This is a genomic window from Brevibacillus sp. AF8 (assembly GCF_021270385.1).
GTDB lineage: Bacteria > Bacillota > Bacilli > Brevibacillales > Brevibacillaceae > Brevibacillus.
Genome location: NZ_JAGQDN010000001.1, coordinates 305,230 through 330,576 on the forward strand (window position 1 = coordinate 305,230; position 25,347 = coordinate 330,576).

A 25,347-nucleotide genomic window follows, 5' to 3' on the forward strand; every position below is an offset into this window, starting at 1 on the left:
ACACGAAAGGAGTGCGTGTATGAAGAAAGTAAAGGTAGCCATACTGGGCTCGGGTAACATTGGGACAGACCTGATGATCAAGCTGGGAAGGTCGCCAGTTCTTGAACTGACGTCCATGATTGGAATCGATCCTGATTCGGATGGTCTGCGTAGAGCAAAGGCAGCTGGTTACTACGTATTTGACGGCGGATTACAACCGTTTTTGGAAAGCAGTGCGGATCTTGCGGATATCGTCTTTGACGCTACTTCTGCCCATGCGCATATTCGGCATGCGAAGGCGCTCCAGGAGGCTGGAAAGCTCGCCATCGATCTTACGCCTGCCGCTGTAGGGCCCTTTGTCGTACCATCTGTGAATCTCGGTGCACATTTGAATGAAAAAAACATCAATTTGATCACATGTGGCGGCCAGGCTACTATTCCGATTGTTCATGCGATAGGGAGTGTGAGTCCGGTCAGCTACGCAGAGATCGTGGCCACTATTTCCAGTAAAAGCGCTGGTCCTGGCACACGTTCCAACATCGACGAATTTACGGAGACGACCGCACATGGTATCGAAGCGATTGGCGGAGCGAAGAAAGGCAAGGCGATCATCATCCTGAATCCGGCAGAACCGCCGATCCTGATGAGGGATACTGTCTATGCAGTAGTGGAGGAAGGAGCGGACCGACAGGCGATCGTGAAGGCTATTCATCAGACCGTCTCCTATATTCAATCATACGTTCCTGGTTACCGCCTACGCTCAGAACCGATCTTTGATGAAAACAAAATCACCGTGTTTTTGGAAGTGGAAGGCGCGGGCGACTACCTCCCTACTTATTCAGGCAATCTGGATATCATGACGGCGACAGCGGTGAAGGTAGCAGAGGAATATGCCAAGCAAGCTATCGGCATCGGCACGAGTATATAGCCACGAATGAAAGGAGGAACCGCAAATGACTCGTGATATTGTGATCACTGAAGTAGCGCTTCGAGATGGAAGCCATGCGATCAATCACCAGTTTACCGTGGAGCAAGTAGTCGAAGTGGCGCGCGCATTAGATGAAGCAAACGTACCGTATATTGAAGTCTCCCATGGAGATGGATTGGCCGGATCGTCCCTGCAATATGGTCTGTCCAGAACCCCCGAGCTGGAGCTGATCGAGGCTGCTGTTTCCGTTTGTAAACAAGCGAAAGTGGGCGTGCTCCTGCTGCCGGGAATCGGCACGATCAAAGATTTGAAGACAGCCTCAGGCCTAGGGGTAGGCATGGCACGAATCGCCACACATGCGACCGAAGCGGACGTTTCCGCTCAGCATATTTATCAAGCGAAAGAGCTTGGCTTGACGACAGTTGGCTTTTTGATGATGGCGCATATGGCTGCTCCGGAAAAACTGGCGGAGCAAGCTGGACTCATGCAAAGCTATGGAGCCGATGTCGTGTACATCGTCGATTCTGCTGGCGCTCTGCTACCTGATCAAGCAGGGGAACGAGTCCGATCATTGAAGCAATGTCTGAATATTCCCATTGGCTTCCATGCACACAATAATTTGTCTTTAGCCATGGCCAATACGCTCGTCGCCATTCAAGAGGGTGCCACCTGGATTGACGGCAGTGTTCGGTGCTTGGGTGCAGGTGCGGGCAATACACAGACCGAGGTTCTCCTAGCTGTGCTGGATCGAATGGGCATTCAGACGGGCGTCGATTTGTACAAAATGATGGATCTGGCGGAGGATATCGTGTCGCCGATTCTTCAAGTACCTCAGGAAATTACCAGAGACGCTCTCGTTCTCGGATACGCGGGTGTTTATTCCAGTTTCCGGCTTCATGCCGAGCGTGCAGCCAGGAAATTCGGTATCGATTCCCGGGATATTTTGATCGAGCTGGGAAAACGAAAGGTCGTGGGCGGACAAGAAGACATGATCTTGGATGTCGCAGCGGAAATCGCCCAACGGTACAGCTCTACCAAAATGATTTAGGGGGGATCAGCGTGCAATCGGAACTATTATACAAAAGGCTAGCTCAGAAGCTGGTGGATGCGGAGTTGAATAGGGAGGAGGTTGTGAAGCTGACAGCTGAATACCCCGATCTGACCGTGGAAGATGGATATCGTATCCAAAATGAGCTTGTCTCCCTCAAGCTTCAGCAGGGTCATCGAATCTTTGCCTCTAAAATGGGTTTGACCAGTCAGGCAAAAATGAAGCAGATGAATGTGCACGAACCGATTCGGGGCTATATTTTTGACTATATGAATATCGAGGACGGGATTCTGCCGATCAATGAATTGATTCATCCCAAGGTGGAAGCGGAAATTGCCTTTGTTTTGCGTGAGGATTTGGAAGGACCGGGCATCACGGAGGCTCATGTTCTGGCAGCCACTGACTATGTGGTTCCCGCTCTGGAGATTATCGACAGCAGGTATGCGCAGTTCCAGTTTACCTTGCCGGATGTCATTGCGGACAATACTTCGTCTTCCCGTGTATTTATCGGGTCGACATGGAGAAAGCCTGATGAACTTGAACTCGATTTGGTTGGCGTTACCCTTTCGATCAATGGCGAGCTCAAAGACTTGGGGGCTGGTGCGGCAGTTCTCGGTCATCCAGCCCGCTCAGTCGCAATGCTGGCGAATATGCTTGCTCGCGAAGGTCGCAAGCTGCAAAAGGGAGATTTGATTTTGTCCGGGGGCATTACCGGTTCCCATCAGCTACGGGAAGGAGATGTCGTAAGTGCCAAATGGGGTGGCCTCGGAAGTATGGAGTTCGTAGTGAAAATGGGTTAGGCAGTAAGGCGAAAAGCCGAGAAGAATGCAGGGAGTTATCCCGTATTCTCACGGCTTCTTTTTATGTTGGGAGCCGAATATTTTACCTCCATCTTGACAATCAGCGAAATTAGCGGCTATTATCTAACTAACGTTAGGTAGAAAATGGTGATAAAATGAATAAAAGCGAAGCAACACGACAAAAAATTCTTGAAACGACCACATGGTTGATCGGACAGTATGGAATTGAAAAAGCCTCCCTTTCCATGATTGCTCATTCTGTAGGCATACAGAAGCCATCCATCTATTATTATTACTCTTCGAAAGAGGAACTAATAGACGCTGTTTTCGCTTGGATTTTAGAAGGGTATAGTTTTGAACAATACTTTCAAATTCATGAGTATACGAAAAAGAATTTTGTAGAGAAGATGGTTCGTGACGGCTTGCAATTATTGGTTGAAGAGACTACAGATACACAAATGCTTGTTGTACAGGTATTAAATGAGTTTCTTATATATGGGAGCCGAGAATCTTCCCATAATAAAGAGTACCGATTAAAAATTAAGGCCGTACAGGAAGGCTTTATTGACGGTTTTTTTCGATTACTACAAAAAGGGGAAGAATTTGGTCATACGGATTCAAAAGGCTTGCGTGAAAAAGCATGTGTACTAGCGTTAACACTCGATAACTTATCAAATTATCCGTTGATTGGCATTCAACTGGATGTTTCAGCTGTATGGAGAGAAACCATTACAAGCGTATTATCTAACAAAGGAGACTTTACATGAGTGAGAATCATACATTATTAAATTTTTCAAAAACGGACAAGATTATCTTGTGGCTTGGTTTCCCTCTTATCGGTTTAGTGTTCGGCTGGTTTCTTCCGAGTATTGCTAAATGGGGCAGTTCTTTGCCGTGGATACCTTTCCAGGGGCCCTTACAACTAATTGCCTCCTATAACGGAGCATGGGTAGGCATTGTTACTATGATCCTTGGCTTGATTGCAGGGATTGTCTTGACTCTACTCTCTTTTCATGAAAGCTTAGAAACGTCTGTATATGATGATAAAGTCACATGTAAAATTAGAGATGATGAAATTCTCTTCAAAAAGCAAGATATCTCCCTTGTATTTGTGGATAACAAGCAATTGGTGTTTTTAGGTAAAGATGAGAAAGAACTATTTCGTTGTAAGCAAGAGCTTCCGAAAAGCACAGTTGGTGCTGCATTTCGAAAACATCATTATGTTTGGAGCGATACGGATCCATTTCAACATGACTTTAAAATATGGGTTGTGGATTCTCCCGACCTATCTCCTGCTGTGAATGCTCTATTAAAAGCAAGGGGAATAGCAATTGAAAAAGGAGATGATAAGGAAGCTTTTCAATTGGCTCAAGAACTTTGGAAACTAAGAGTATCTGTAAAAGAAAAGGACAAAAGGCAATATTATCGATAAAATCAGCAGGTATTTCAATATTCTCGTCTTGTGAGGTTAAGCAGCTGTTTTACAGCTTTTTTGGGCACATTTCAGCTTGAAGGGTGAAAAATTACACCTTCGCTTTTGGATAGAGGATTTATTATCTCGATCATCGGAATTTAGGAGACCAACTACCTTTGTGATAATATAAGAAAAAATGAGACGAAGCGCTAGAGTTCTTTTAAATTTGAGGTGGCAACATGTTAAAACGGTTATTTGTATCAGGATACAAGGCTCACGAGCTTGGCATTTTCAATGAAAAAAATCCGGGCTTAGCGATAATTAAGAAAGCACTGAAGCGGGAACTCGCAAGATTCCTTGAAGAAGAATTGGAATGGGTCATCATATCAGGTCAACTAGGGGTAGAAATGTGGGCAGCCGAAACTGTTCTGGAATTGAAAAAGGAGTATCCGCATCTAAAACTGGCGGTAATTACTCCGTTTTTGAATCAAGAGGAAAAGTGGAAGGAAGAGACCCAGGATTACTACCGAAATATTGTGATGCAAGCTGATTATATCAATAGTGTCTATCAAACTCCTTATCAGGGAGCTTGGCAGCTTGGAGAGAAAGACAAATTCTTGCTAGCCAATTCTGACGGTATCTTGTTAGTTTACGATGAAGAAAACGAAGGCTCCCCGAAATTTCTAAGTAAGCTCGCCGCAAAAAAAGCGGATACGGGCGATTATCAGTTGTTTCGAATTAACGCATATGACTTACAGACCATAGCAGAGGAACAGCAACAAGAATTATACAATGACAACTTCTAATCAAACAGCGACAAACCTAAGATTTTTAGTCACAAACTTCCTCAAGCTTATAACGGCTGCCTTTTTCTAGTTTAAGGCCATAGAGTTTGGGGGCATCATATAGGAACTCCACAAAAAGGAACCGCAAAGCTAAAGTCAAAAAAGCCTTTCTGCCGGGACAACCGGATGGAAAGGCTTTTTTTGACTCCATGCATGAAATTCCTGCTACCCTCCTGTCCATGTCAGTTCGATCTGGTGCTGAACAAACATAAATCGTATTCGCCCCGGGAGGTTCGGCGGGTGCTCACCGGCGTTTTTGTGGGAATAAACTTGTCTAACTGGATAATACTACAGGAGGAAAAGAATACGATACTGCGGTAAACCAAAAGATGGTAAAACACAAAATTTCTGAAAATCTTGCCACTATCACTAACCTGCGCATGGATCATTCTTATCTGCCTGTACGCTTTTGCTAACGGTATCGAAGGGGAGAAGTGTAATGGGAAGTAAATGGATGTCTTTTGACATCGGATCATTTACGGGTACAATGACAGCCATTCTATTTTCAGGAATTCTAGCTCTTATTTTTTCAAGGTCGTTGCTGCAATGGATCATTGGCCGGTTCACGAAGCGGCTCATGAATGAACGGTATCCCGAAAACATTTGGGAAATGGTAACAGCACTGACTCGCCTGTCACCAAGAATTGTGATTGAAAATAGCTTGCGCGCTTCAGAAGGGGCAGTTATAGAAAGACCATTTGGGAGTCCGCGTAAATTTCTTACTTACGACGGACTTATCTTTTCACCGGCACAACTGGCCACGTTAGTTACCCCTGAAGATGTAGATGTAGATATGCGGATTACCATCGGGCCTCAGGCAAAAAAACCTTTATCTCTGGAAATACCCATTATGGCAGGAGGAATGGGATATGGGATTGGTGTGTCAGAGAAAGCAAAGATAGCGATTGCAAAAGGAACCGCTGCGGTCGGCACTTTAACAAATACGGGTGAAGGGGGATTTTTACCCGAAGAGAGACAAAACGCCAAACATTTAATTATTCAATACCACAGCGGCAAGTGGTCAAAAGAGCCAGAAATTCTCAAACAGGCCGATGCGATTGAAATCCATATCGGCCAAGGAGCCATTGCGGGTGCGGCAACTTTTATCCCTTCGGAGTACGTTCAAGGAAGAGCCAGAAAAATCTTGAAGGTGGGGAATGATGATTATGTCGTCATTCCTTCCAGGCATAAGGATATCAATAAACCACAAGATCTTCGCAAAGTAGTTGATCATCTGCGCGCCCTTACTGGTGGAATCCCCATTGGAGTTAAAATATGTGCAAGCGCAAAGATTGAAGCCGATTTGGAAGTCGCCATTTTTGCTGGGGTTGATTTTGTAAGCATTGACGGCGGACAGGCAGGATCTAAGGGCGGACCTCCCATCCTGGAAGACGATTTTGGAATCCCCACCATTTATGCTGTTTCACGTGCCGTACATTACTTACAAAAACGCGGGGTGAAGGAAAGAATTACCTTGTTAAGCGGAGGAGGATACTTCACGCCATCTGATTGCCTAAAAGCATTTGCGTTAGGGGTTGATGGTGTCTATATGGGGACGGCTCTCTTGTGGGCAATGACGCATGATCAGGTAACAAAAGCAGTTCCTTGGGAACCTCCTACTCAACTTGTTTTTTATCCGGGAAGTTTAACTGCTCAATTTGATGAGGAAGAAGCAGCAAAGTATTTAGAGAACTTTCTTACGTCGTTTGTGGAAGAAATGAAGGTCGCAATTCTTGCATTGGGAAAAACATCTGTTCATCAAGTTGGCGTTGATGATCTTGCAGCCCTTGATGAATTGACGAGCAAGATAACAAAAGTTCCTCTTGCCTATGAACCGTATATCCCGACAAAAGAGTTTATGGAATCGCTTTTGGTTCCGAGCGAGAATGACAGTGATCAATCGATGCCTGATCCCTCCGAACAGAGTAACGAAAACAAGAAGAAGCAGTTTTTCTTAAAACATAGAAACCGCTTGAAAACAACTCAGTCCAGATCGGATTAACGTAGTTCGGGGATTTTTCATCCGAAAAATAATGTGTACGGAAGAGGCTTTATGACAAAACAAGTAGGTGAATAGGAGCACCTGTTATTTTGCCAAATGGCCGCATTCTCTTGATTCCATTCCCTTCTCTCCAACGCTCCGATCACTCTAACAATACGATAATAAAATAAGACTGAGCTGAAATTTCAGCACGCGCAGGGAGCTTCTTAAACAAGCTCCCTATTCTTTTGAAGAAACATATTGTCGAAAACTAACGATTGAATCTCCTCTTGCTGGAGGTTTTATAATCGGGACCAGGGGGCTAATGCCGGCGCTTTAAACGTAAAGGAGGTCAGATATATTTTTAAAATTATGTCGTCATGTAGATTTTTTAAAAAATACAGAACAAGGGAGCTGTAACATGGTAAAGAAGAAGAAACAGAGATTTCATGGCATTATTTTAGGATTACTAATTATGATATGTACGTCGTTGGTGATTGCATGCAGCACACAATCAACCACATCTGAACCAAATCAACAGCCAGAGGCTGACAAACCAAAGACAGGCGGATCCATCACTGTGGCTTACGCAAGTGAAGCAGATACCCTAGATGTTCACAAGTCAGTTGGTAACGATATGGGTGTTACTTGGAATATGGGTGGATCGCTGGTCTACAAGGATCCTGTTACAAAAGAATTCAAACCTAATCTCGCAAGTGAATTTAAGATTTCAGAGGATGGAAAAACGTACACCTTTACCATTCGTTCTGATGTTACGTTTCACGATGGAACACCTCTGACTGCCAAAAGTTTTAAGGATACCTTTGAACGCATTAAGGATCCGAAAACAAAAGCAAAACTGGCGGGAATAGTTATGATGCCGGTGAAGAGCGTCAGTGCCCCTGATGATAAAACCCTCATCCTTGAATTACATGAACCCAATGTGTCGATTCTTGAAGATTTAGGCACTGGTATAACTCAACCGCTATCCATGAAGGCCATTGAAAAATATGGTGAGGAATATGGACGAAATCCTGTGGGAATGGGTCCATGGAAGTTTGAGAGCTGGAAGGCTGGCGAAGGGGTTACATTGGTTCGCAATGAAGCCTTTAAGTGGGCCATGCCGCTCGATGAAAATCAAGGACCGCCAAGAGCTGATAAACTGGTGGTCAAAACAATTCCAGATAAAAGTGTTATGTTGGCCGCTTTGGAAAACGGTACCATCGATGTTGCATTCGATGTACCCGCAAAAGATATCAAGAAGTATCGAAATAACCCAAAATATCAGGTTCTGGAACTCTTACGGGCTGGGATACCTTTTAGTTTATATATGAACTTGACAAAACCGGAGTTCCAGGATCTCCAAGTTAGAAAAGCATTCAATATGCTGGTTAATAAAAAAGCGATGGTCCAGGCGGTTTTGATGGGTGAAGGAGAGGTTGCCCAAACGTTGTTATCCCCTTCAACATTGGGGTATGATAAGTCATTGGAAAAATACGGATACCAATACAATGTGGAAGAAGCAAAGAAGCTCCTTGACGCTGCTGGATGGAAGGTAAACGGAGAAGGCCTGAGAGAAAAGGATGGAAAAGTATTTACCCTTTCCTTTATGATTTCGGCTAGGTTTGAGATGCAAGCTCAGTTGCTGCAAGCTATGCTGGGCGAGGTGGGTATCAAAGCTACCATTCAAAATTTAGAGGAGTCAGCGTATAGTGATGGACTAATGAAAGGAAATTTTGATGTAACGCTGGTTACTTATAGTTACGATGACCCTGATGCTTTATATCAAAGTTTCCACTCTAGCCAAATTGGTGCTGGCTTTAACATAAGTGGTCTAAAAGACGGCAAGCTGGATGCCTTATTAACAAAAGGACGTGCAACCGCTGAAACGAAAGCCAGAAAACAGGTATATGTAGATGCCCAACAACATCTCCTTGGGCAAGCATATGTTGTTCCCATCTATAGTGACAAGATCTTTGTGGTAGTAAGCTCGCGAGTAAAAGGCGTGAAATGGACGTCTTATACTCCCAATTTCCAAGATAGCTGGGTAGAAAAATAAACGGAGTCTTTCCGTCTACGTCAAGAACCTAATCGATACGTTACAGGAATAGCATCTTTTTAGAATGACTTGGAAGATTGCATCAGACGAGGGGGAATGATCGATGAATTTTCAACATGTGATTGATAAGGTGCCAGACTACAAGGTTTTTCTAACAGTAGATGAAATGGATGAAAGCACCAGAAAGCTGGCCGAAGAGTTTCCTGATGCTGTAACCGTATTTGAGGCGGGAAAGTCCCGCGATGGACACCCCATTCAATGTATCAAAATCGGAGACGGGCCCAAAAATGCGTTATGCTTTGCCTGCCCGCATCCTAACGAGCCAATTGGCGCGATGACGATGGAATATCTCTCCCGGGCATTGGCAGAGGACAAGGCCTTGCGCGACGAGCTGGGCTTCACGTGGTACATCATCAAATGTGTTGACCCTGATGGTACGCGACTAAATGAAAATTGGTTTAAAGGACCATTCAATATTTTTAACTACATTAGAAATTACTATAGACCTGTCGGCTACGAGCAGGTGGAATGGACTTTTCCTTTTGAATATAAAGAATATCGCTTTGACAAACCATTGCCTGAAACGCAAGTGCTTATGAAAATCATAGACGAGACTAGACCTGCGTTTATGTATTCATTACACAATGGGGGATTATGCGGTGCCTATTGGTATATTTCACACGATTCGCCAGAATTATACAAAAAATTTCACAATTCAGCAAGGAAAGAAGACGTGCCTTTAGATCTAGGAGAACCAGAGACGCCATTTGCGACAGAGTTTGCTCCGGCCATCTTCAGTTTAAACGGACAAGACGAATACTATGATTATATGGAGAAACATACAGGAACAGCCCCGACACTTGATGTGGGGGCAGACAGCCACACATACGCCTCTTCGAAAGCGGATTGTGTAACATTAATCACCGAGCTGCCATATTTTTTCGATCCACGAATAGAGGATCAGAGTGACTCAAATATCTCCCGCAGAGAGGCACTTCTGACCGAAGCAGATCAAAGTGAGGCTTTTTTTGAAATGTTGGAGGGACTTTTGGGTGGCATACGGTCCTATATTTCAAAGGATAACCCGTTTTTCAAGTTGATGGACCCCTCTTCCCCTGCACGCAAAGAAAGGAACGAAGCACAGAGAAAATGGGCAATGAGCGATCCTGAATTTGAAAAGCCGGCAAAGGGTTCCCAAGTTTTCAGCAGTTTCGTGGTTTCGAAGTTTTATCGAGGATTGAGCCTGGGACTAGCGGTCCGCACTTGCGAATATGAGCTAGAGCGGCTAGCAAAGGAAGGCTCAACCGACCAAGAGGCAATTACAAAATTGAAAGCAGTGCTGCAAGAAGGGCTTCGCCAATTGCGACAGTATACGGATGAGCTGGAACGAGAACTAAACTATACAGTTATTCCCATTCAAAAATTGGTACGTATTCAGTTGGAATGCGGTTTACTAGTCTCCAATCACATCAGCAAGAATCGGTAGTCTTGCTGATTAATAGCAAATAGGAGGGGCATACCCCTCCTATTTGCTATTAAAGGTTGCAAGCTTAAGCAATTGGCTGGGAAAACCCACGAAAACCTCAAATTAAAGCCGAGATCAAGCGTCAAAAGGAAGCAACGGCTGATAACCAGGGACTTGGGGTTATCGCAGAATACATGAAGATTGTATTCACGGACAATAAAGACCTGATAGAATTTGCTCAAATGGATGAACCGTTGTTTGATGGAGAAGGTAGACCAGTCATCGATCCTGTAACCAGCAATCATATTTGTTGTCTATGACGGCACAGTTGTAGGAGAGGTATAACAGGGGAAGGACGGCATAAGAATCAAACTGCATGACAAGCTGTTAATAAGCAGATAATGGGGCGTAGAACATTCATTCTAGCAAGTAAATTTTATCCAAAGTAAGTAATGCCAGATGGATGATCTAGGAGGATTAAATTGTTTCTAAACACCACGACTGCACCAAAATGAATTAGGATTTTATTCCATATCAAAAGTGTTCAAGAAAGGAATTAAAAATGATCGGAAGAATTGGTGGCGGACCAGTCAGGCCAACCAATTGGAGACATTCGTACAACTGGACAAACAACCGGGATACATTTACATTTCGAGGTTCTTGTAGCAGAAGGGTACACCTTGAACAAAAGATTGTGCAATGCTACCATAATATTAAATACAAAATATTATTTTGATTGAGGTGAACGATGATTACTCGCAAATACGACTCATTAAAAGACCACGTATACAAATATATTGCTTCGCGAATCCAGAATGGAACATTGCTGCCAAATCACAAGATTAATGAAGCAGAGATCTGTGAAAAGCTGGAGGTCAGCAGGACTCCCGTTCGGGAAGCACTCATCCAGTTGTCCTCTGATAATCTCCTGGAGTATATTCCGAGACGCGGCTTTCTCGTAAAGGAACTAAATACGAAAGAAAAGTTGGATGTATTCGCCGTCATTGGTTCATTGGATGCCTTGGCTGCACGGTTGTCAATGGAGTTTATCACGGACAATGATATGTCCAAGATGGAGGAGTATATACGGAAAATTGATGTGTCGATCCAAGAGAACAATTACGATGATTATCAAAAATATCAAACCGCTTTCCATAAGGTGTACATCGACAAGTGCAACAACCATACACTGATTACGATGATGGAATCATTGCAAAACAGTTTTATTCGGCAGTCCTATTTGAGCAACGACTCGGAAAAACTGTATGTCATCTTAAAACAAATGAACGACCAACATAAACAGATCTTGCGTTATTTTAAAGAACGAGATTCAGATGCTTTGGCGAACTTGATCCAATTCCATCACTGGAAGATTGAGCATCCTGAGATGATTTAATAGAAATAAGTTTGACTGGTCGACAAGAGTAGTAACAACTCTTGTCGTTTTTATAAATAAAAAAATTAAGACTATTGTGTTTTCTAGAAACGAATAATACAATACAAAATATACAATATACTAAACACAAAAAACATCACGAATGTTCATCATTGAATAGGAGGTGTTCACCAATGATTATATTATATATTGTATATTCTTTACATGAGTTAAGTTATTTCTACAAAAGTGGAGGCAAAAATGAAAAAAATCGATAATTCCAACAGTCTAATGGGTACAAAAACGGTTTGGGCTGGCGAAAAGGAGTTTAGTGTTTTTGGTTCTACACAAGTCCCTGTCGTGTTAAGTGTAGCTTATGGATATGATGATGTGGATGAATGGTATGACGTAGCGATCGGGAATAAACCAGGCCATATATACAATCGCATGACCAACCCAACTGTTCAGGCCTTTGAAGAAAAACTGAGAACGCTGGAAGGGGCCGAGCGAGCTATAGCGTTTTCATCCGGCATGGCTGCGATCAGCAGTACTTTGTATACATTTTTACGACCAGGTGACAGGGTGGTCTCCATAAAAGATACGTACGGAGGTACGAACAAAATTTTCACTGAATTTTTGCCCAATATTAATGTTGATGTTGTTTTGTGCAACACCGGCAATCAAGAAGAAATTGAAACAGAAATTCAAAAGGGCTGCCAGTTACTTTATTTGGAATCACCAACGAATCCGACATTGAAAATTGTGGACATCGAGCATTTGGCCAAGCTAGCAAAATCAGTCGGGGCATTGGTTGTTATCGACAATACGATTGCGACCCCTATAAATCAAAATCCGCTTCTACTCGGTGTTGATCTCGTTATTCACAGCGCCACCAAATTTTTAAGCGGGCATGCGGACGCATTGGGCGGAGTCGTTTGCGGTTCTCAGCAGTTGATGGAAAAAGTGTATCACTACAGAGAAATAAATGGAGCAACGATGGATCCTTGGTCCGCCTACCTCATTTTGCGGGGGATGAAAACATTAAAGCTCAGGGTAGAGCAGCAAGCGAAAAGCGCAATGGAAGTTGCCCGATTCCTGCAAAAACAAGAGTGCGTGGAAGCTGTCTATTATCCGGGATTAGAAAGCCACAAAAATCATGAGGTCGCCAAACGGCAGATGAGTGGATTCGGGGGTATTCTTAGTTTTGTTCTGAAAGGTGAAATGGAGGCGATTAAAGTTTTTCTGCCTCATTTGCGGTTAGGAAACCGGGCGGGAAATTTGGGTGCTGTCGAGACGATTTATGGCCCAGCTAGGACGACCAGTCACGTGGAATGCACGCTTGAGGAGAGGATGGCCTTGGGGATTTCTGAAGGATTGGTTCGTATGTCGGTTGGGATTGAAGATACGGAAGATTTGATTTCAGATCTCGAACAGGCATTCAACTATTTGGCTTCACAGATGAACAAAACAGCATTGTAGGAGGATCGAATCAGAATGACACACAAAGTAGCATTACTCGGTTTTGGAGTGGTAGGACAAGGATTGGCGGAAATTTTGGAAACGAAAGCGGACGCTTTATACGCAAATGTAGGTTTCGAGGCGAAAGTAGTAGCGATTTCTGATCTGATGAAAGGCTCCCTCTATCATCCAGACGGTCTGGATCTCTCTTTGGCTTTACGTATTGTGGGCGAAACGGGCAGTTTGCAGAGCTACCCTGATACCCCTGGCTTAATCAAAGGCTGGGACAGCTTTCAAACGATTAGGGAAAGCAATGCGGATACGATCGTAGAAATGACGTTCACGGATATTAAAACAGGTCAGCCAGCGATCGATCATTGTAAGGCTGCCTTTGAAAGTAAGAAAAATATCGTGATGAGCAACAAGGGACCCGTTTCTCTGGCATTCCGAGAGTTGGAGACAGTAGCAAAACAAAACGGGGTTCGCTGGTGCTATGAAGGAACAGTTATGAGTGGAACGCCATCCATCCGTATGCCACTCGTTTCATTGGTAGGTAACGACATCTCCGAAATTCGCGGAATTCTCAATGGAACAACAAACTATATCCTCACTAGGATGGAGGAAGGATTGACCTATGAGGACGCCTTGGCAGAAGCGCAATCTCTCGGGTATGCAGAGGCAGATCCGCGAAACGATGTCGAAGGCTTTGATGCTCAATATAAAGTAACGATTTTGGCAAACACGATCATGAACGCTCATATTCAAAGAGACGAGATCGCGCGTGAAGGAATTTCGAAACTTACCCCACAAGACATTCAATGGGCAAAAGAAAATAAGAAAAGATGGAAGCTGATCGCACGAGTTGTTAAAGAAGGGGAGCATGTAATGGCAAAGGTTGGTCCCGAAGCAATCCCGTTAACCGACCCGTTGGCAGGCGTATTAGGGGCGCAAAACGCGATCACCTATTACTGCGATTTGGCAGGTCCGATTACGCTTATCGGTGCAGGAGCTGGACGCACAGAGACTGGCTTCTCTATTCTCATTGATTTGATCAACATTAGCCGTGGCCAATTGTAGGGCAAAAGAAATTCGACTGGAGGTCTATACTTGATGATGACGGAAACTTTCATTAAAAAAAAGATGTTTCTAGCTGGGAAGTGGGTATCCCGCGATAAAGAAATGAACGTTCATAATCCGCATGATAATAGCATCATTGCAACGGTGCCGGCTGCTAATGAGGACGACGTACTGTTCGCCATTGAAGAGGCAAAAGATGGACAAACGATAGCGGCGGCCATTCCAGTGCATGAGCGGATGGCTATCATCCATCGTGCCGCTGATTGGATTTCCGAGAACAAAGAACTATATGCGAAGGTCATTGCTCTTGAGGGAAGTAAAACGATCCGGGAAGCAAGAAAGGAAGTAAGGCGTTGTGTAGAGACATTGCGGATCAGTGCGGAAGAAGCGAGACGAATTTACGGAGAAACGATACAATTTGACCAAATGCCAGGCAGCGAAAATCGCGTCGGCTATTACTACCGTTTTCCGATTGGCATCATTACTGCCATCACACCGTTTAACGATCCGTTAAACCTCGTCGCACACAAAATCGGACCCGCGATTGCTGCTGGAAATGCCATTATTGTCAAACCTGCGCCAACGACACCTTTGAGTGCCTTGCTGCTTGCAGAAGCATTTGATATAGCGGGACTTCCTCCGAAGGTGCTCTCCATTATTACTGGCTTTACGAATGACATGGGGGAGGCATTAATCACTCATCCGGCAATTCGAATGATTTCGTTTACAGGTGGGCTAGCTACTGGAGAAGCGATCATGAAAAAAGCCGGGCTAAAAAAGATGAGCATGGAGCTAGGCTCAAACTCACCCGTCATCGTCTTGAAAGATGCTGATTTGGAACTAGCGGTAGAGTCGTCTGTGTCGGGTGCGTTTTGGGCAGCTGGTCAAAATTGTCTAGGAGTACAGCGCATTTATGCACAGGAAGAAATTTATGATGAATTCGTTGATCGGTTCGTCACGCTTACGAAACAATACCGAGTCGGAGACAAATTATCGGAAGAAACCGATATGGGTCCCATGATCTCGGAAAACGAAGCGAAACGAGTTGAGAATTGGGTGACTGAAGCGGTGCAGAAAGGTGCGACGCTGCTTTGCGGGGGGATACGTAACGGTGCCTATTACGAACCGACCGTATTAATCAATGTGCCGGCGAATTGCAAGATTGCGAAGGATGAAGTATTTGGTCCGGTCGTTTCTATTTTCAAAGTCGCGGATTTGGATACTGCTATACGTGAAGCGAACCAAGTACCTTTCGGACTTCAAGCTGGCATTTTCACACGTGAAGTGGACAAGGCATTTTCTGCTATTTACAAGCTAGAAGTGGGAGGTGTTATGATTAACGATAGTTCTGATTACCGTATCGATGCGATGCCGTTCGGGGGCGTGAAAGGATCGGGAATCGGTCGTGAGGGAATTGCCTTTGCCCTGCAAGAAATGACCGAACCGAAAGTAGTATGCTTCAGACTTTTAACGTAACAGGGAACCACCATGCCTGAAAAACATTCATTTCACTAAGGGGTGGAACAACATGGGGCACATGAATGAAAAAGGTCAGACCGAACTACGTCGTACGATGAAAAGCAGACATTTGTTTATGATCTCCCTAGGAGGGGTAATTGGCACAGGGCTGTTTTTAAGCTCTGGCTATACCCTGAATCAGGCAGGTCCTGGGGGAGCGCTTCTTGCTTATCTGGTGGGTGGCTTAATCATGTATCTTGTCATGTTGTGCCTAGGGGAGTTATCAGTTGCCATGCCTGTAACCGGCTCTTTTCAAACCTACGCCACTAAATATATCGGGCCAGCAACCGGATTTACAGTAGGATGGATGTATTGGCTGACGTGGGTGGTTACAGTAGGCTCTGAATTTACAGCGTCTGGTCTTTTGATGCAGCGATGGTTTCCGGACACCTCTGTGTGGATGTGGAGCGCTATTTTTGGTGGAGTGATCTTTATAGCAAACGCGCTTTCCGTCAAATTTTTTGCAGAAACTGAATTTTGGTTCGCAGGTGTGAAGGTCATTGCGATTATTTTGTTCATCATTTTGGGCGGCGCTGCGATGTTCGGATTTCTTCCATTGAAAACAGGATCACCCGCTCCCATGTTGTCTAATTTTTTTGGAGAGGGCGGTCTTATCCCGAACGGATTTCTCCCTGTAGTGATGACGATGATCTCCGTCAACTTTGCCTTCTCGGGAACGGAGCTAATCGGGATCACTGCTGGGGAAAGCGAAAACCCGGAGAAGAGTATTCCCCGTACGATGACGAACATTATTTGGCGAACAATGATATTCTTTATCGGCGCCATTTTTGTACTAGCTGGTTTAATTCCGTGGAGAGAAGCTGGCGTTATTGAAAGCCCGTTTGTCTTGGTCTTTGACAACATCGGGGTGCCTTACGCGGCCGATATTATGAATTTTGTCATTATTACGGCATTGCTTTCCGTTGCTAACTCGGGCTTGTATGCCTCAACCCGCATGCTGTGGGCTCTTTCGAAAGAAAATATGATCAGCCATCGACTGGGGAGAGTAAATTCCAAAGGTGTACCGATGAATGCTTTGATCATTAGCATGTTGATTGCGTGTTTATCGCTTCTGTCCAGTGTGTTTGCTGCTGACACCGTATATCTCGTTCTTGTTTCGATTTCTGGTTTTGCCGTAGTTGTTGTCTGGATGGCAATTGCAGCGTCCCAATTTATGTTTCGTAAGCGTTTTCTTGAGGAAAACAATGATATCAACGATTTGAAATACCGCACGCCTCTGTACCCGCTTGTACCGATTGCCGCTTTTGGTTTATGCCTCGCATCTTGTGTCGGACTTGCTTTTGACCCAAGTCAACGGATTGCGATCTATTGCGGTATAGCATTTATGGCTGGTTGCTATTTATTTTACTATATCAAAAATCGCAAAAAGCAAATCACCAAAACCAGTGACTCTATTGTGGATGTAATGGAAATAAAAAAATAGAACGAGAGTAGGTTCGGCGTACGATGAATCCGATTGCAACGATTTTAGAGAAATTTCCGATGATGATCCTCGATGGCGCCATGGCCACTGAGCTTGAGCGTCACGGATGCAATCTGAACGATAGCCTATGGTCAGCAAAAGTGCTGATGGAAAATCCCGAGTTAATTAAACGTGTGCATACGGAGTATTTTTTGGCGGGGGCTGACTGCGCGATCACGGCCAGCTATCAGGCTTCGGTGGAAGGATTTGTCCGGCGGGGAATGAGCCAGAGGGATGCGATTCTTCTCATTCAGGCGTCCGTTCAGATAGCCGTACAAGCACGGGATGAATTTTGGAAAAACTCAGATGGCCGCCTGGATCGGCCAAAGCCTATTGTAGCTGCTTCAGTCGGTCCGTATGGTGCTTATTTGGCTGATGGCTCCGAATACCGAGGAGCTTATGAACTGAGCGAAGAGGAACTGATCGATTTCCACAGGCCTAGGATGAAAGCACTGATTGATGCAGGCGCCGATATACTTGCCTGCGAAACGATACCATGCTTGAGCGAAGCCAGAGCACTTGTCAGGCTTCTGGAAGAATTTCCCGGAGTTTATGCGTGGATCAGCTTCAGTGCAAAAGACGAACTGCATATATCAGACGGCACACCGATCACGGAATGTGCAATATGGCTAGATAAAAAAGAGCAAATAGCCGCTTTAGGCATTAACTGCACGTCGCCCAGGAATATTCCTAGGCTTGTTCAGGAAATACGCAGTTGCACAATGAAGCCGATCGTCGTATATCCGAATGCAGGGGAGCGGTATGACCCGACAACCAAGACGTGGTACGGAGCATCTTCTAGAGATGGCTATGGCAACAATGCCCTTGAATGGTATGAATCTGGCGCCCGATTAATCGGCGGCTGCTGCAGAACAAAACCGGAAGACATAAAGGCCATCGCTGATTGGGCGAGGAAGTAATGATGATAGGACCTCATCGGACGACGATGAGGCTTTTTCTTTTGTAGATCGTGTAAATCATTCTCGTATTCGATCCTATTGCACAAAATAATAATTATGTGTAATAGGTTGAAGTCATTTTTCTTAATCTAATCTTGCTGAATAAATAATTTTGTAGGAAATGTTGTTCAGCAGATTTGATTCAATTGCTCCAAACCCATCCAGATGTAGCAGCTATGATCCCTCAAAAAGGATTGGTCCAATTGTAAAAAATAATGTAATAATGCCTTCTAATTCATTGATAATTGCAATTGGTCCAAAGGTTCTTCAGTTACATTCGCATAGAGTAGGGGCATTCGAAAAAATTATCAGTACGAATCAAAAAGCCATTAGAATGAACACAAGTGGAAAGAGGATAGAAGTGTGTTAAGTTAAATCAAAACTTGATAGTGAAGAAGATAACAAATGAACTGAGAGTGAAAGAAGGATTGGGAAAAATAAAGAGAAATGATCAGAGTAAGAGGAATCATTTAAATGTTTGATTTCGTTTAGAAGCGAAGCACGTAATTAATCGATTTTCAGTGCGTTTATTAAACAGTTCATGAAATAGCGTTTTCATGAACTGAAACAGCATTTTATAAAACCTCCTCGTCGCTAAACTTTCATGGCCAAGAAGCTCCTGCAACGTACGAATATCTACCTTTGAAGGATCGTCATTGGAACGCAAGAGCAGAGTCGCGAAGGTATGCCGCAAATGATGCAGTGTAAACCGGTGAGGGGGTAAGCCCGCATTATGAAGGACTTCCTTAAAGATCCGATGTAAACCGCGAGGATCTATCCGTTGACCCATGTAATTCGTAAAAACTGGCTCGGAAGTATGCAATTGAAACGTTTCCAAGTGTTCCTGGTATTGCTTGATCAATGGAATCACCATCGGATGCAGCGGGAGTATACGTTCTTTATTACCTTTCCCATGAATCCGTATGGAATTCCATTCCAAATCAACCTGCCCCCAAGACAAATCAACTAATTCTTGGCGACGCATCCCGGTTGTTGCCAACAGCTTAAACATCAAATGATTCCGTAACGATAACTTACGCTGATCATTCTCTAAAAACCGAAATAGCATCTGTAATTCGATTAACTTCATGTAAACCGGTACTTTTTTGTCTGTTTTCGGTGCATGAATGCCCACCATAAAATCGTTCGATATCCAGTTTTCCTTTGCACAAAAACGACTGAAGGATTTTAAGCAGGAAATACGTCTTTGCAGCGTGCGCGGATGTGTCTGATGCTCAATGACCTGGTCTTGAATGAACCTCCGAACCGTCGAATTACGAATTTGTTCCAGTGCCGATGTGCCATGGACCCTCGTGAGAAAAGCCTCAAAAACATGTAAATCGTACGCATAACTACGTATCGTATTCACTGATACATTGCGTTCAACCTCCATATAAAACAAGAATTCATCCATCGCTTGTTTCACCTGCAAACTTAATCGTCCTCCTAATAAATCGATTATAAGGACGCAACCGATTTTTATGGACCATCCACGAAACTTATTGGAACGGCTCCGAAACTTATCCGGACGCAACTGATGATTATCCGGAACCTTTGCCAACCAGATTCCTGATAATGTAGATCATCGGAACCAAGAACCTTTAGTTACTGTCCCACTTGCTCTTTTTATCAGTTTACATAATATATATTATCGGACTCAAAATGAAATGCATAATTTCTGAGAGGGGCACTCACCTGTTTATTAGTTTTGTGTCACAAACTTGGTCGAACATGGATCTAACTGAATGATGCTGTAAAATATATAGCTTTTCTTTTTCTCATCTATTACTGCCATATGACATACATAGATGCACCCAAACTTGCTCTTAAAAACCTAATTTGTCAGTTTCAGTGCAAGACATTAACAGGCAGCAACAGAACTGTTGTGAACCATCCATCATCGAATAAGGCTTACTCAGACATTTATCAACGATCTGCTTAAATCGCTTAAATTTCATCAAAATAAAAAAATTCATTTTAAATAAAAAACAGTATTTACATTTATTGTAAATTCATATATATTATAATTAAGATCACTATAACTAAAAACGCCCGGAGGTCCCCAAATGACCAAAGTCATCCCAAAATCCAAAACGATCACCACTACGACGAAAAAAAGATCGTACGAAAATACCTTAAATAACCTGGCGCAATATCTCGAACGAAATAAGAAAAAATAACCAATAAAAAGAGTGCCACTGGAGGCACTCTACTTTGGCGTCTATTCGCTTTTCTTCTCTCTTTCCCCTATTTACCCACCTTCTATTCTTCTGCGGTTCCCATCCATTCCAACAAGTAAAAATCTGTTACCAAACGCACAATCTGTCCTTCAGCATCATAACCGATATAGCTCGCGTAGCTGCCGTCTCCCCAACCTGTTGAAAACATGGCAACATTACAGCCTTCCGCTAAATCAATTAGCCCCCAACTCCGCGTGTGTTTATACGTTTGATCCATTTTCTTTGTCAACGTCTCATAGAACATCTCGTCCTTCTCCATTTCTCGTTCCAAAAGCGTGCAAGATTCTGCATCCATGAACGAGCCTGTCCCCGCATCCACACCATAGCCAAAAAATTCACCTTCGCCAAGCTGCGATACATCTGACTCCGGCCAAACAGCCATTTTCCAAGACACGACAGGTTTATCAGAGAAGACAAGCCGTGCCAATGCTACCCGTTCATCAGGCTCCAGAGCGTCATCCGTTTGCCCATCCTTTGACAGGGATTGAACTTGCGCGATAGCGAGCTGTACGGAGAAGCTCCCCTTTGGAAAAACCTCCACAAATGGTTCCGTCTCAAACATGACAAACGGATCGTTCGCCACGATTTTTCCAGTTTTTATCTGAAGTTTGCCTACATCTTGACGGAACAACCTGTATAAATAGCCATTCTGCTCTTTCGTATACCCTTCGTTAAATGCCGTTTCAAAAAATGCTGGGCATTTATCATTCATGATTCCTTCCCCCTTTTCCATCCTCTACATAAAATCCCACTGACGATAGTTTGCCAGTGGGATGTCGTCTGCATGCTAATTTACTTGATCAGAGCTGCGTCCAGCGCTACTTCAATCATTTCATTGAAAGTCGTTTGGCGCTCGTCAGCGGAAGTTTCTTCACCAGTTAGAATATGATCACTCACGGTGAGGATAGATAATGCGTTGCGTTTGTATTTTGCAGCCAATGTGTACAGCGCGGAAGATTCCATTTCAATTGCAAGCACTTGATAGGATGCCAATTTTTTGTACAAATCCAAGCTCTCACGATAGAAGCTGTCGCTCGTAAAGATATTCCCTACTTTGACAGGTAGATTGCGCTCAGTCGCTACTTGATACGCTTTGTGCAGCAATTCAAAGTTAGCAGTAGGAGCAAAATCAATCTGGTTGAACAGGAGACGATTTGTTTGGGATTCAGAAGATGCGCTCATGGCGATAATCACGTCACGTACTTTGATGTCTTCCTGGATCGCCCCGCAAGTGCCTACACGGATCAGGTTTTGAACGCCATAAGATTCCATGAGCTCATTGACGTAGATCGAGATAGAAGGAACACCCATGCCCGTTCCTTGTACAGAAACGCGCTTACCTTTGTATGTACCTGTGAAGCCAAGCATGCCACGCACGTTGTTGTAGCACTCTGCTCCTTCGAGGAAAGTTTCAGCAATGTATTTGGCCCGTAGCGGATCGCCCGGCAGCAGGATGGTTTCAGCAATTTGACCTTGCTGTGCTCCAATATGGATACTCATAATCTGTTTGCTCCTTTATCAAGAAAAAATGACCTACTTGCCTATCGTACTACAAAAACCGAACAATGCAAAGTCAAGAGATCAAATGATTCCAGCGGCTTATTATGGCGCATTTGCGCGTGACTTCAGCACACAACGAATAAGCGATGCCCACAAATGGCATCGCCTCGACATCGGTTTCATTCATTTATGGACATCACGTAATCCATTGCTTCCAGGTGATCTCCCAGGATCGTCCGGTTATCGCTCGGTTTATTCTTTCTTGGTGTCGTTCTTTTTCTCGTAAGTTTTGCTGATGCAATGTAAGGAGATGACACGACACGCAATTGATTGTGTAGAGCAATAGCGTGCGCAACTGCAGGTACGACCAAATGTTGAACGCCGATGATAGCGGCAGCTTGTCGCGTCATAGCAAAAGGTAATTCATACATCGAGGAAGTTCCTAGTTCATGACGTGAAACCAGGGCATTGAGAAATGTCTTCGCTAGCAAAATGGTGTCCGCTTCCATGGATGTTTGGCGGAGGGGTGTCATGCATTTTCTCAACGCAATGTCTGCTCCTTGGTAACACGATCTGACAAAGGCCTGCATATCATTTGCAGCTACGACGTGATCTGAATCGAGAAACAGCCACACATCTCCTGTGGCCTCCTTGGCACCAATTGCTCGCCATACATCATTTCCTAAAGGAAACGGGTACACAAACGCTGTGAGTGGACAGGAGGAGTAAGCGAGCATTTTTTTTACCGATTGATCCGGACAGCCATCCACAACGAGTACAATCTCCATGGGTCGGAGTTTCTCAATTTGTTTGAGCACTTTTTTGATCGTCCGCTCGTGGTGAACAGAGAGGATGACACTTAATCGATTTACATTCTGGCATTTCTCTTTGCCATTAATGTGCTCTTCTTCGCGTTTTTTTGTGGGATCTCGCATATTTCGCTTTGCGTTTGCCACCCCATACACCGCCCTCCTTAACGCGTGATTCTAGTTGAATGACCGAGCGCAAATGTAAAACGTCCGATGACTGCACCAAGTCGCGGTGTCTTTGTCCATCCTGCTCTGCGCGTCGCAGCTTCGTTCCACCCGTAAGTAACTGGATTGCCTTCGCATGCTCACGGTAAATCGTACGGATGTCTTTTCGCACAATATCACAAGTGCCGGTTGGTTGTTTTTCCACAGCAAACGGGGCGATTGTCGTCATTTTGAGCCCCAAGACAGTCGCTTGAACCAAAGCAACTGCCGGATTGCATAAAGTCTCGGAACCAATTGCCTCCAGCGCTTTTCTGCTTAAGGCAAAGGGAATATTCTCAAAGGAAGCGGAGCCCATACTTTTTTGACCAAGAAGATGATTCAACAGGCAATAGGCACTCCCTGCTGAACGGTTTCCTCTTTTGGATCCCCAATGGTCAGAGCATGTCGTGATAATGACATCCGATCCCTTTTTGACCAGCGTGACATATTTCTTCAAGTATAAGAGAGGCATGGCGAGGCACTCGTCGATAAAAAGTACAACGTCTCCCCTCGCATGAGCAGAACCGATCGCTCTTGCCTCATAGCTGTCTACTTCCAAACCGGTTGAAATAACTTGTGCTCCCCATTCATTGGACAGGCTAGTTTCTTGGGAGCTCACACCGTTGCACACGACGATTACCTCCGTGTGTGGATCTATTCTTTTGACAACAGAAAGCAGTTTCTTCATATTCCTGGCGCTGTCACTCAATGGGATGATGACGGACACGGCAGGGCGATCATAGATTCGGTTGTCCATCTCACTCCCCCTCACCAGAGAAAAGTTCTTACTCTAATGTACGCTCGTTTTCCACAATTGGACACGGCATCTATCCCTCACGACTCAACAAGAGATGAGATGACCTAACAAAAAAACAGGACGCGCATAGTGACACGTCCTGTTTGGATTCTCATTTTTTGTATTAGTAGAACCGCCGTTGAAGACTGCGCTCGCGAATTCGTTTATTCCTCTGTGCACGGGAAAACGTATACACGATTAAGAAAAGATTCATTCCTAACCAGACGATTAAGACGCTATAACGGGCCAGTGGATGTGGGTTACCACCTTCTGAATCCCCAAACACAGTAGTAGAAGCTGGAGCAGGCGGATCATGACGAAGCAACGGATAAGAGACGGCTAGTTTACCAGCCTGTACAGACAGTTTCCCATCTGCTTTTAGCTCTACTAAAGGCTCTAAACCTTTGGGAACCGTCGCATACAAATCCTCCTTGGCTGTAAAAGTCACAACCGAGTTGTTGCCAGGGACAGCAGCTTCTGAAAAAGAATCTCGTTTTTTGGCGATTGGTTTCGTCTCAAATCCTTGAAAGCCAAAGTCCAGTAGCTTTTTTACATCTTTGTAAGCATTTGCACTGGTAGAGGCCTTCATCGTGACCGCGATGAGCTCCGTTTCTCCACGCTTGGCGGAGCCTACCAGCGTATGCATCGCCTGATCTGTGAAACCGTTTTTGATGCCAGTTGCCCCTTCGTAATCGCGCAGGAGCTTGTTGTGATTCACTAGAACTGTTTCCCACGTTTGTCCATGCCAAGGCAGCCGCTTCGTGCCAACAATTTCCCTGAATACGGGGTTTTTCATCGCGTACTGCGAAATTTTGGCCATGTCGGCAACAGTCGTGTAATGATTCGGATCATGCAGTCCGTGTGGATTGGTAAAATTCGTTTCGCTGACACCTACTTTTTCTTTCAAAAAGGCGTTCAAATCCACTGCAAAACGCTCCGTCGTCTGGCCCATATGCTCAGCAATCGCTGTACCAGCGTCGTTACCTGAATTCATGAGCAGTCCGTATAACAAATTGCGCAGGGAAATCTGTTCTCCCTCCTCCAAATAAACACGTGTTCCTTCTTCACGGCGTGCTTTTTTGGAGACGGTGACAGTGTCATCCAGATTCCCTTTTTCTATCGCGTAAATACCTGTTGCGATTTTTGTAATACTAGCAGGGTACAACTTCTCATGAGGGTTCTTTTCAAACAAGACTTGTCCCGTTGTAGCATCAATCAGAATGGCTGATTGTCCAGTGAGAGTGTTAGGCTCCAGGCTTGATGACTCCTCGGCATAAGCGGAAGGCATGCCCAGGTTGAACAAAACCATCACCACAACGAGTAGGTTCGTTAGTAAAAAGCGCATGTTAGTCTATATCCTTTCCTACTTTGTCGCGTATTTTCAGGTTACATTTGGTCTGTAGACAACA

General features: G+C 44.4%; 21 protein-coding genes. 15 read left to right on the forward strand and 6 right to left on the reverse strand.

All coding sequences use genetic code 11. The features are described from left to right. Nucleotides 1–19 precede the first annotated feature (19 nt). From KB186_RS00935 to mmuM, 15 genes are all read left to right on the forward strand, one after another. The gene (locus KB186_RS00935) at nt 20–907 is read left to right on the forward strand and encodes an acetaldehyde dehydrogenase (acetylating) (RefSeq protein WP_232772913.1); all 888 of its coding nucleotides are present in this window, start codon (nt 20–22) and stop codon (nt 905–907) included. Between the two features lie 25 nt (nt 908–932). Further along, on the forward strand, nt 933–1,955 hold the full coding sequence (dmpG, locus tag KB186_RS00940) for a 4-hydroxy-2-oxovalerate aldolase (RefSeq protein ID WP_173607664.1): 1,023 nt from the start codon (nt 933–935) through the stop codon (nt 1,953–1,955). A gap of 11 nt (nt 1,956–1,966) precedes the next feature. Further along, nucleotides 1,967–2,755 (forward strand): 2-keto-4-pentenoate hydratase, encoded by a 789-nt coding sequence (locus tag KB186_RS00945; RefSeq protein WP_221868456.1) that lies wholly within the window; start codon nt 1,967–1,969, stop codon nt 2,753–2,755. 155 nt (nt 2,756–2,910) lie between these two features. Further along, nucleotides 2,911–3,522: a TetR/AcrR family transcriptional regulator gene (locus KB186_RS00950; RefSeq protein ID WP_173607666.1), complete on the forward strand. Its 612-nt coding sequence runs from the start codon at nt 2,911–2,913 to the stop codon at nt 3,520–3,522. Then, on the forward strand, nt 3,519–4,187 hold the full coding sequence (locus KB186_RS00955; protein WP_173607667.1) for a YqeB family protein: 669 nt from the start codon (nt 3,519–3,521) through the stop codon (nt 4,185–4,187). Before KB186_RS00950 ends, KB186_RS00955 begins: the two co-directional genes overlap by 4 nt. Nucleotides 4,188–4,408: 221 nt before the next feature. After that, the gene (locus KB186_RS00960) at nt 4,409–4,975 is read left to right on the forward strand and encodes an SLOG family protein (RefSeq protein WP_173607668.1); all 567 of its coding nucleotides are present in this window, start codon (nt 4,409–4,411) and stop codon (nt 4,973–4,975) included. A gap of 478 nt (nt 4,976–5,453) precedes the next feature. After that, nucleotides 5,454–7,016 carry an FMN-binding glutamate synthase family protein gene (locus KB186_RS00965; RefSeq protein WP_232772914.1) on the forward strand — a complete coding sequence of 521 codons (1,563 nt, stop codon included), beginning with the start codon at nt 5,454–5,456 and terminating at the stop codon, nt 7,014–7,016. A gap of 400 nt (nt 7,017–7,416) precedes the next feature. Continuing rightward, nucleotides 7,417–9,054 (forward strand): ABC transporter substrate-binding protein, encoded by a 1,638-nt coding sequence (locus KB186_RS00970; RefSeq protein ID WP_232772915.1) that lies wholly within the window; start codon nt 7,417–7,419, stop codon nt 9,052–9,054. Between the two features lie 103 nt (nt 9,055–9,157). Beyond that, nucleotides 9,158–10,540, forward strand: coding sequence for a M14 family zinc carboxypeptidase (locus KB186_RS00975; RefSeq protein ID WP_232772916.1), 1,383 nt, complete (start codon nt 9,158–9,160; stop codon nt 10,538–10,540). Between the two features lie 727 nt (nt 10,541–11,267). Beyond that, a complete protein-coding gene (locus KB186_RS00980) occupies nt 11,268–11,915 on the forward strand; it encodes a GntR family transcriptional regulator (protein ID WP_232772917.1) in 648 nt (215 codons plus the stop codon). Nucleotides 11,916–12,155: 240 nt separating this feature from the next. Further along, nucleotides 12,156–13,373: a cystathionine gamma-synthase family protein gene (locus KB186_RS00985; RefSeq protein ID WP_232772918.1), complete on the forward strand. Its 1,218-nt coding sequence runs from the start codon at nt 12,156–12,158 to the stop codon at nt 13,371–13,373. A gap of 15 nt (nt 13,374–13,388) precedes the next feature. Beyond that, nucleotides 13,389–14,429 (forward strand): homoserine dehydrogenase, encoded by a 1,041-nt coding sequence (locus KB186_RS00990; protein WP_232772919.1) that lies wholly within the window; start codon nt 13,389–13,391, stop codon nt 14,427–14,429. 33 nt (nt 14,430–14,462) lie between these two features. Continuing rightward, nucleotides 14,463–15,905, forward strand: a complete 1,443-nt coding sequence (locus KB186_RS00995) for an aldehyde dehydrogenase family protein (protein WP_232772920.1) — start codon at nt 14,463–14,465, stop codon at nt 15,903–15,905. Nucleotides 15,906–15,957: 52 nt separating this feature from the next. Then, on the forward strand, nt 15,958–17,391 hold the full coding sequence (locus tag KB186_RS01000) for an amino acid permease (RefSeq protein ID WP_232772921.1): 1,434 nt from the start codon (nt 15,958–15,960) through the stop codon (nt 17,389–17,391). A gap of 23 nt (nt 17,392–17,414) precedes the next feature. After that, complete coding sequence (gene mmuM / locus KB186_RS01005; RefSeq protein ID WP_232772922.1) at nt 17,415–18,350, forward strand: homocysteine S-methyltransferase; 936 nt, start codon at nt 17,415–17,417, stop codon at nt 18,348–18,350. A 505-nt stretch (nt 18,351–18,855) separates the two neighbouring features. Here mmuM and KB186_RS01010 read toward each other — a convergent pair. The 6 genes from KB186_RS01010 to KB186_RS01035 form a co-directional block, all read right to left on the reverse strand. Continuing rightward, nucleotides 18,856–19,815, reverse strand: coding sequence for a tyrosine-type recombinase/integrase (locus KB186_RS01010; RefSeq protein ID WP_232773070.1), 960 nt, complete (start codon nt 19,813–19,815; stop codon nt 18,856–18,858). Between the two features lie 836 nt (nt 19,816–20,651). After that, the gene (locus KB186_RS01015; RefSeq protein WP_221868483.1) at nt 20,652–21,341 is read right to left on the reverse strand and encodes a DUF4241 domain-containing protein; all 690 of its coding nucleotides are present in this window, start codon (nt 21,339–21,341) and stop codon (nt 20,652–20,654) included. A gap of 80 nt (nt 21,342–21,421) precedes the next feature. Then, complete coding sequence (gene deoD, locus KB186_RS01020; protein ID WP_173607676.1) at nt 21,422–22,129, reverse strand: purine-nucleoside phosphorylase; 708 nt, start codon at nt 22,127–22,129, stop codon at nt 21,422–21,424. 179 nt (nt 22,130–22,308) lie between these two features. Beyond that, nucleotides 22,309–23,064, reverse strand: coding sequence for a glycosyltransferase family 2 protein (locus KB186_RS01025; protein WP_255688346.1), 756 nt, complete (start codon nt 23,062–23,064; stop codon nt 22,309–22,311). Continuing rightward, nucleotides 23,024–23,899 carry a glycosyltransferase gene (locus KB186_RS01030; protein WP_232772924.1) on the reverse strand — a complete coding sequence of 292 codons (876 nt, stop codon included), beginning with the start codon at nt 23,897–23,899 and terminating at the stop codon, nt 23,024–23,026. Before KB186_RS01030 ends, KB186_RS01025 begins: the two co-directional genes overlap by 41 nt. A 163-nt stretch (nt 23,900–24,062) precedes the next feature. Further along, on the reverse strand, nt 24,063–25,283 hold the full coding sequence (locus KB186_RS01035) for a D-alanyl-D-alanine carboxypeptidase family protein (protein ID WP_232772925.1): 1,221 nt from the start codon (nt 25,281–25,283) through the stop codon (nt 24,063–24,065). Between the last annotated feature and the right edge of the window lie 64 nt (nt 25,284–25,347).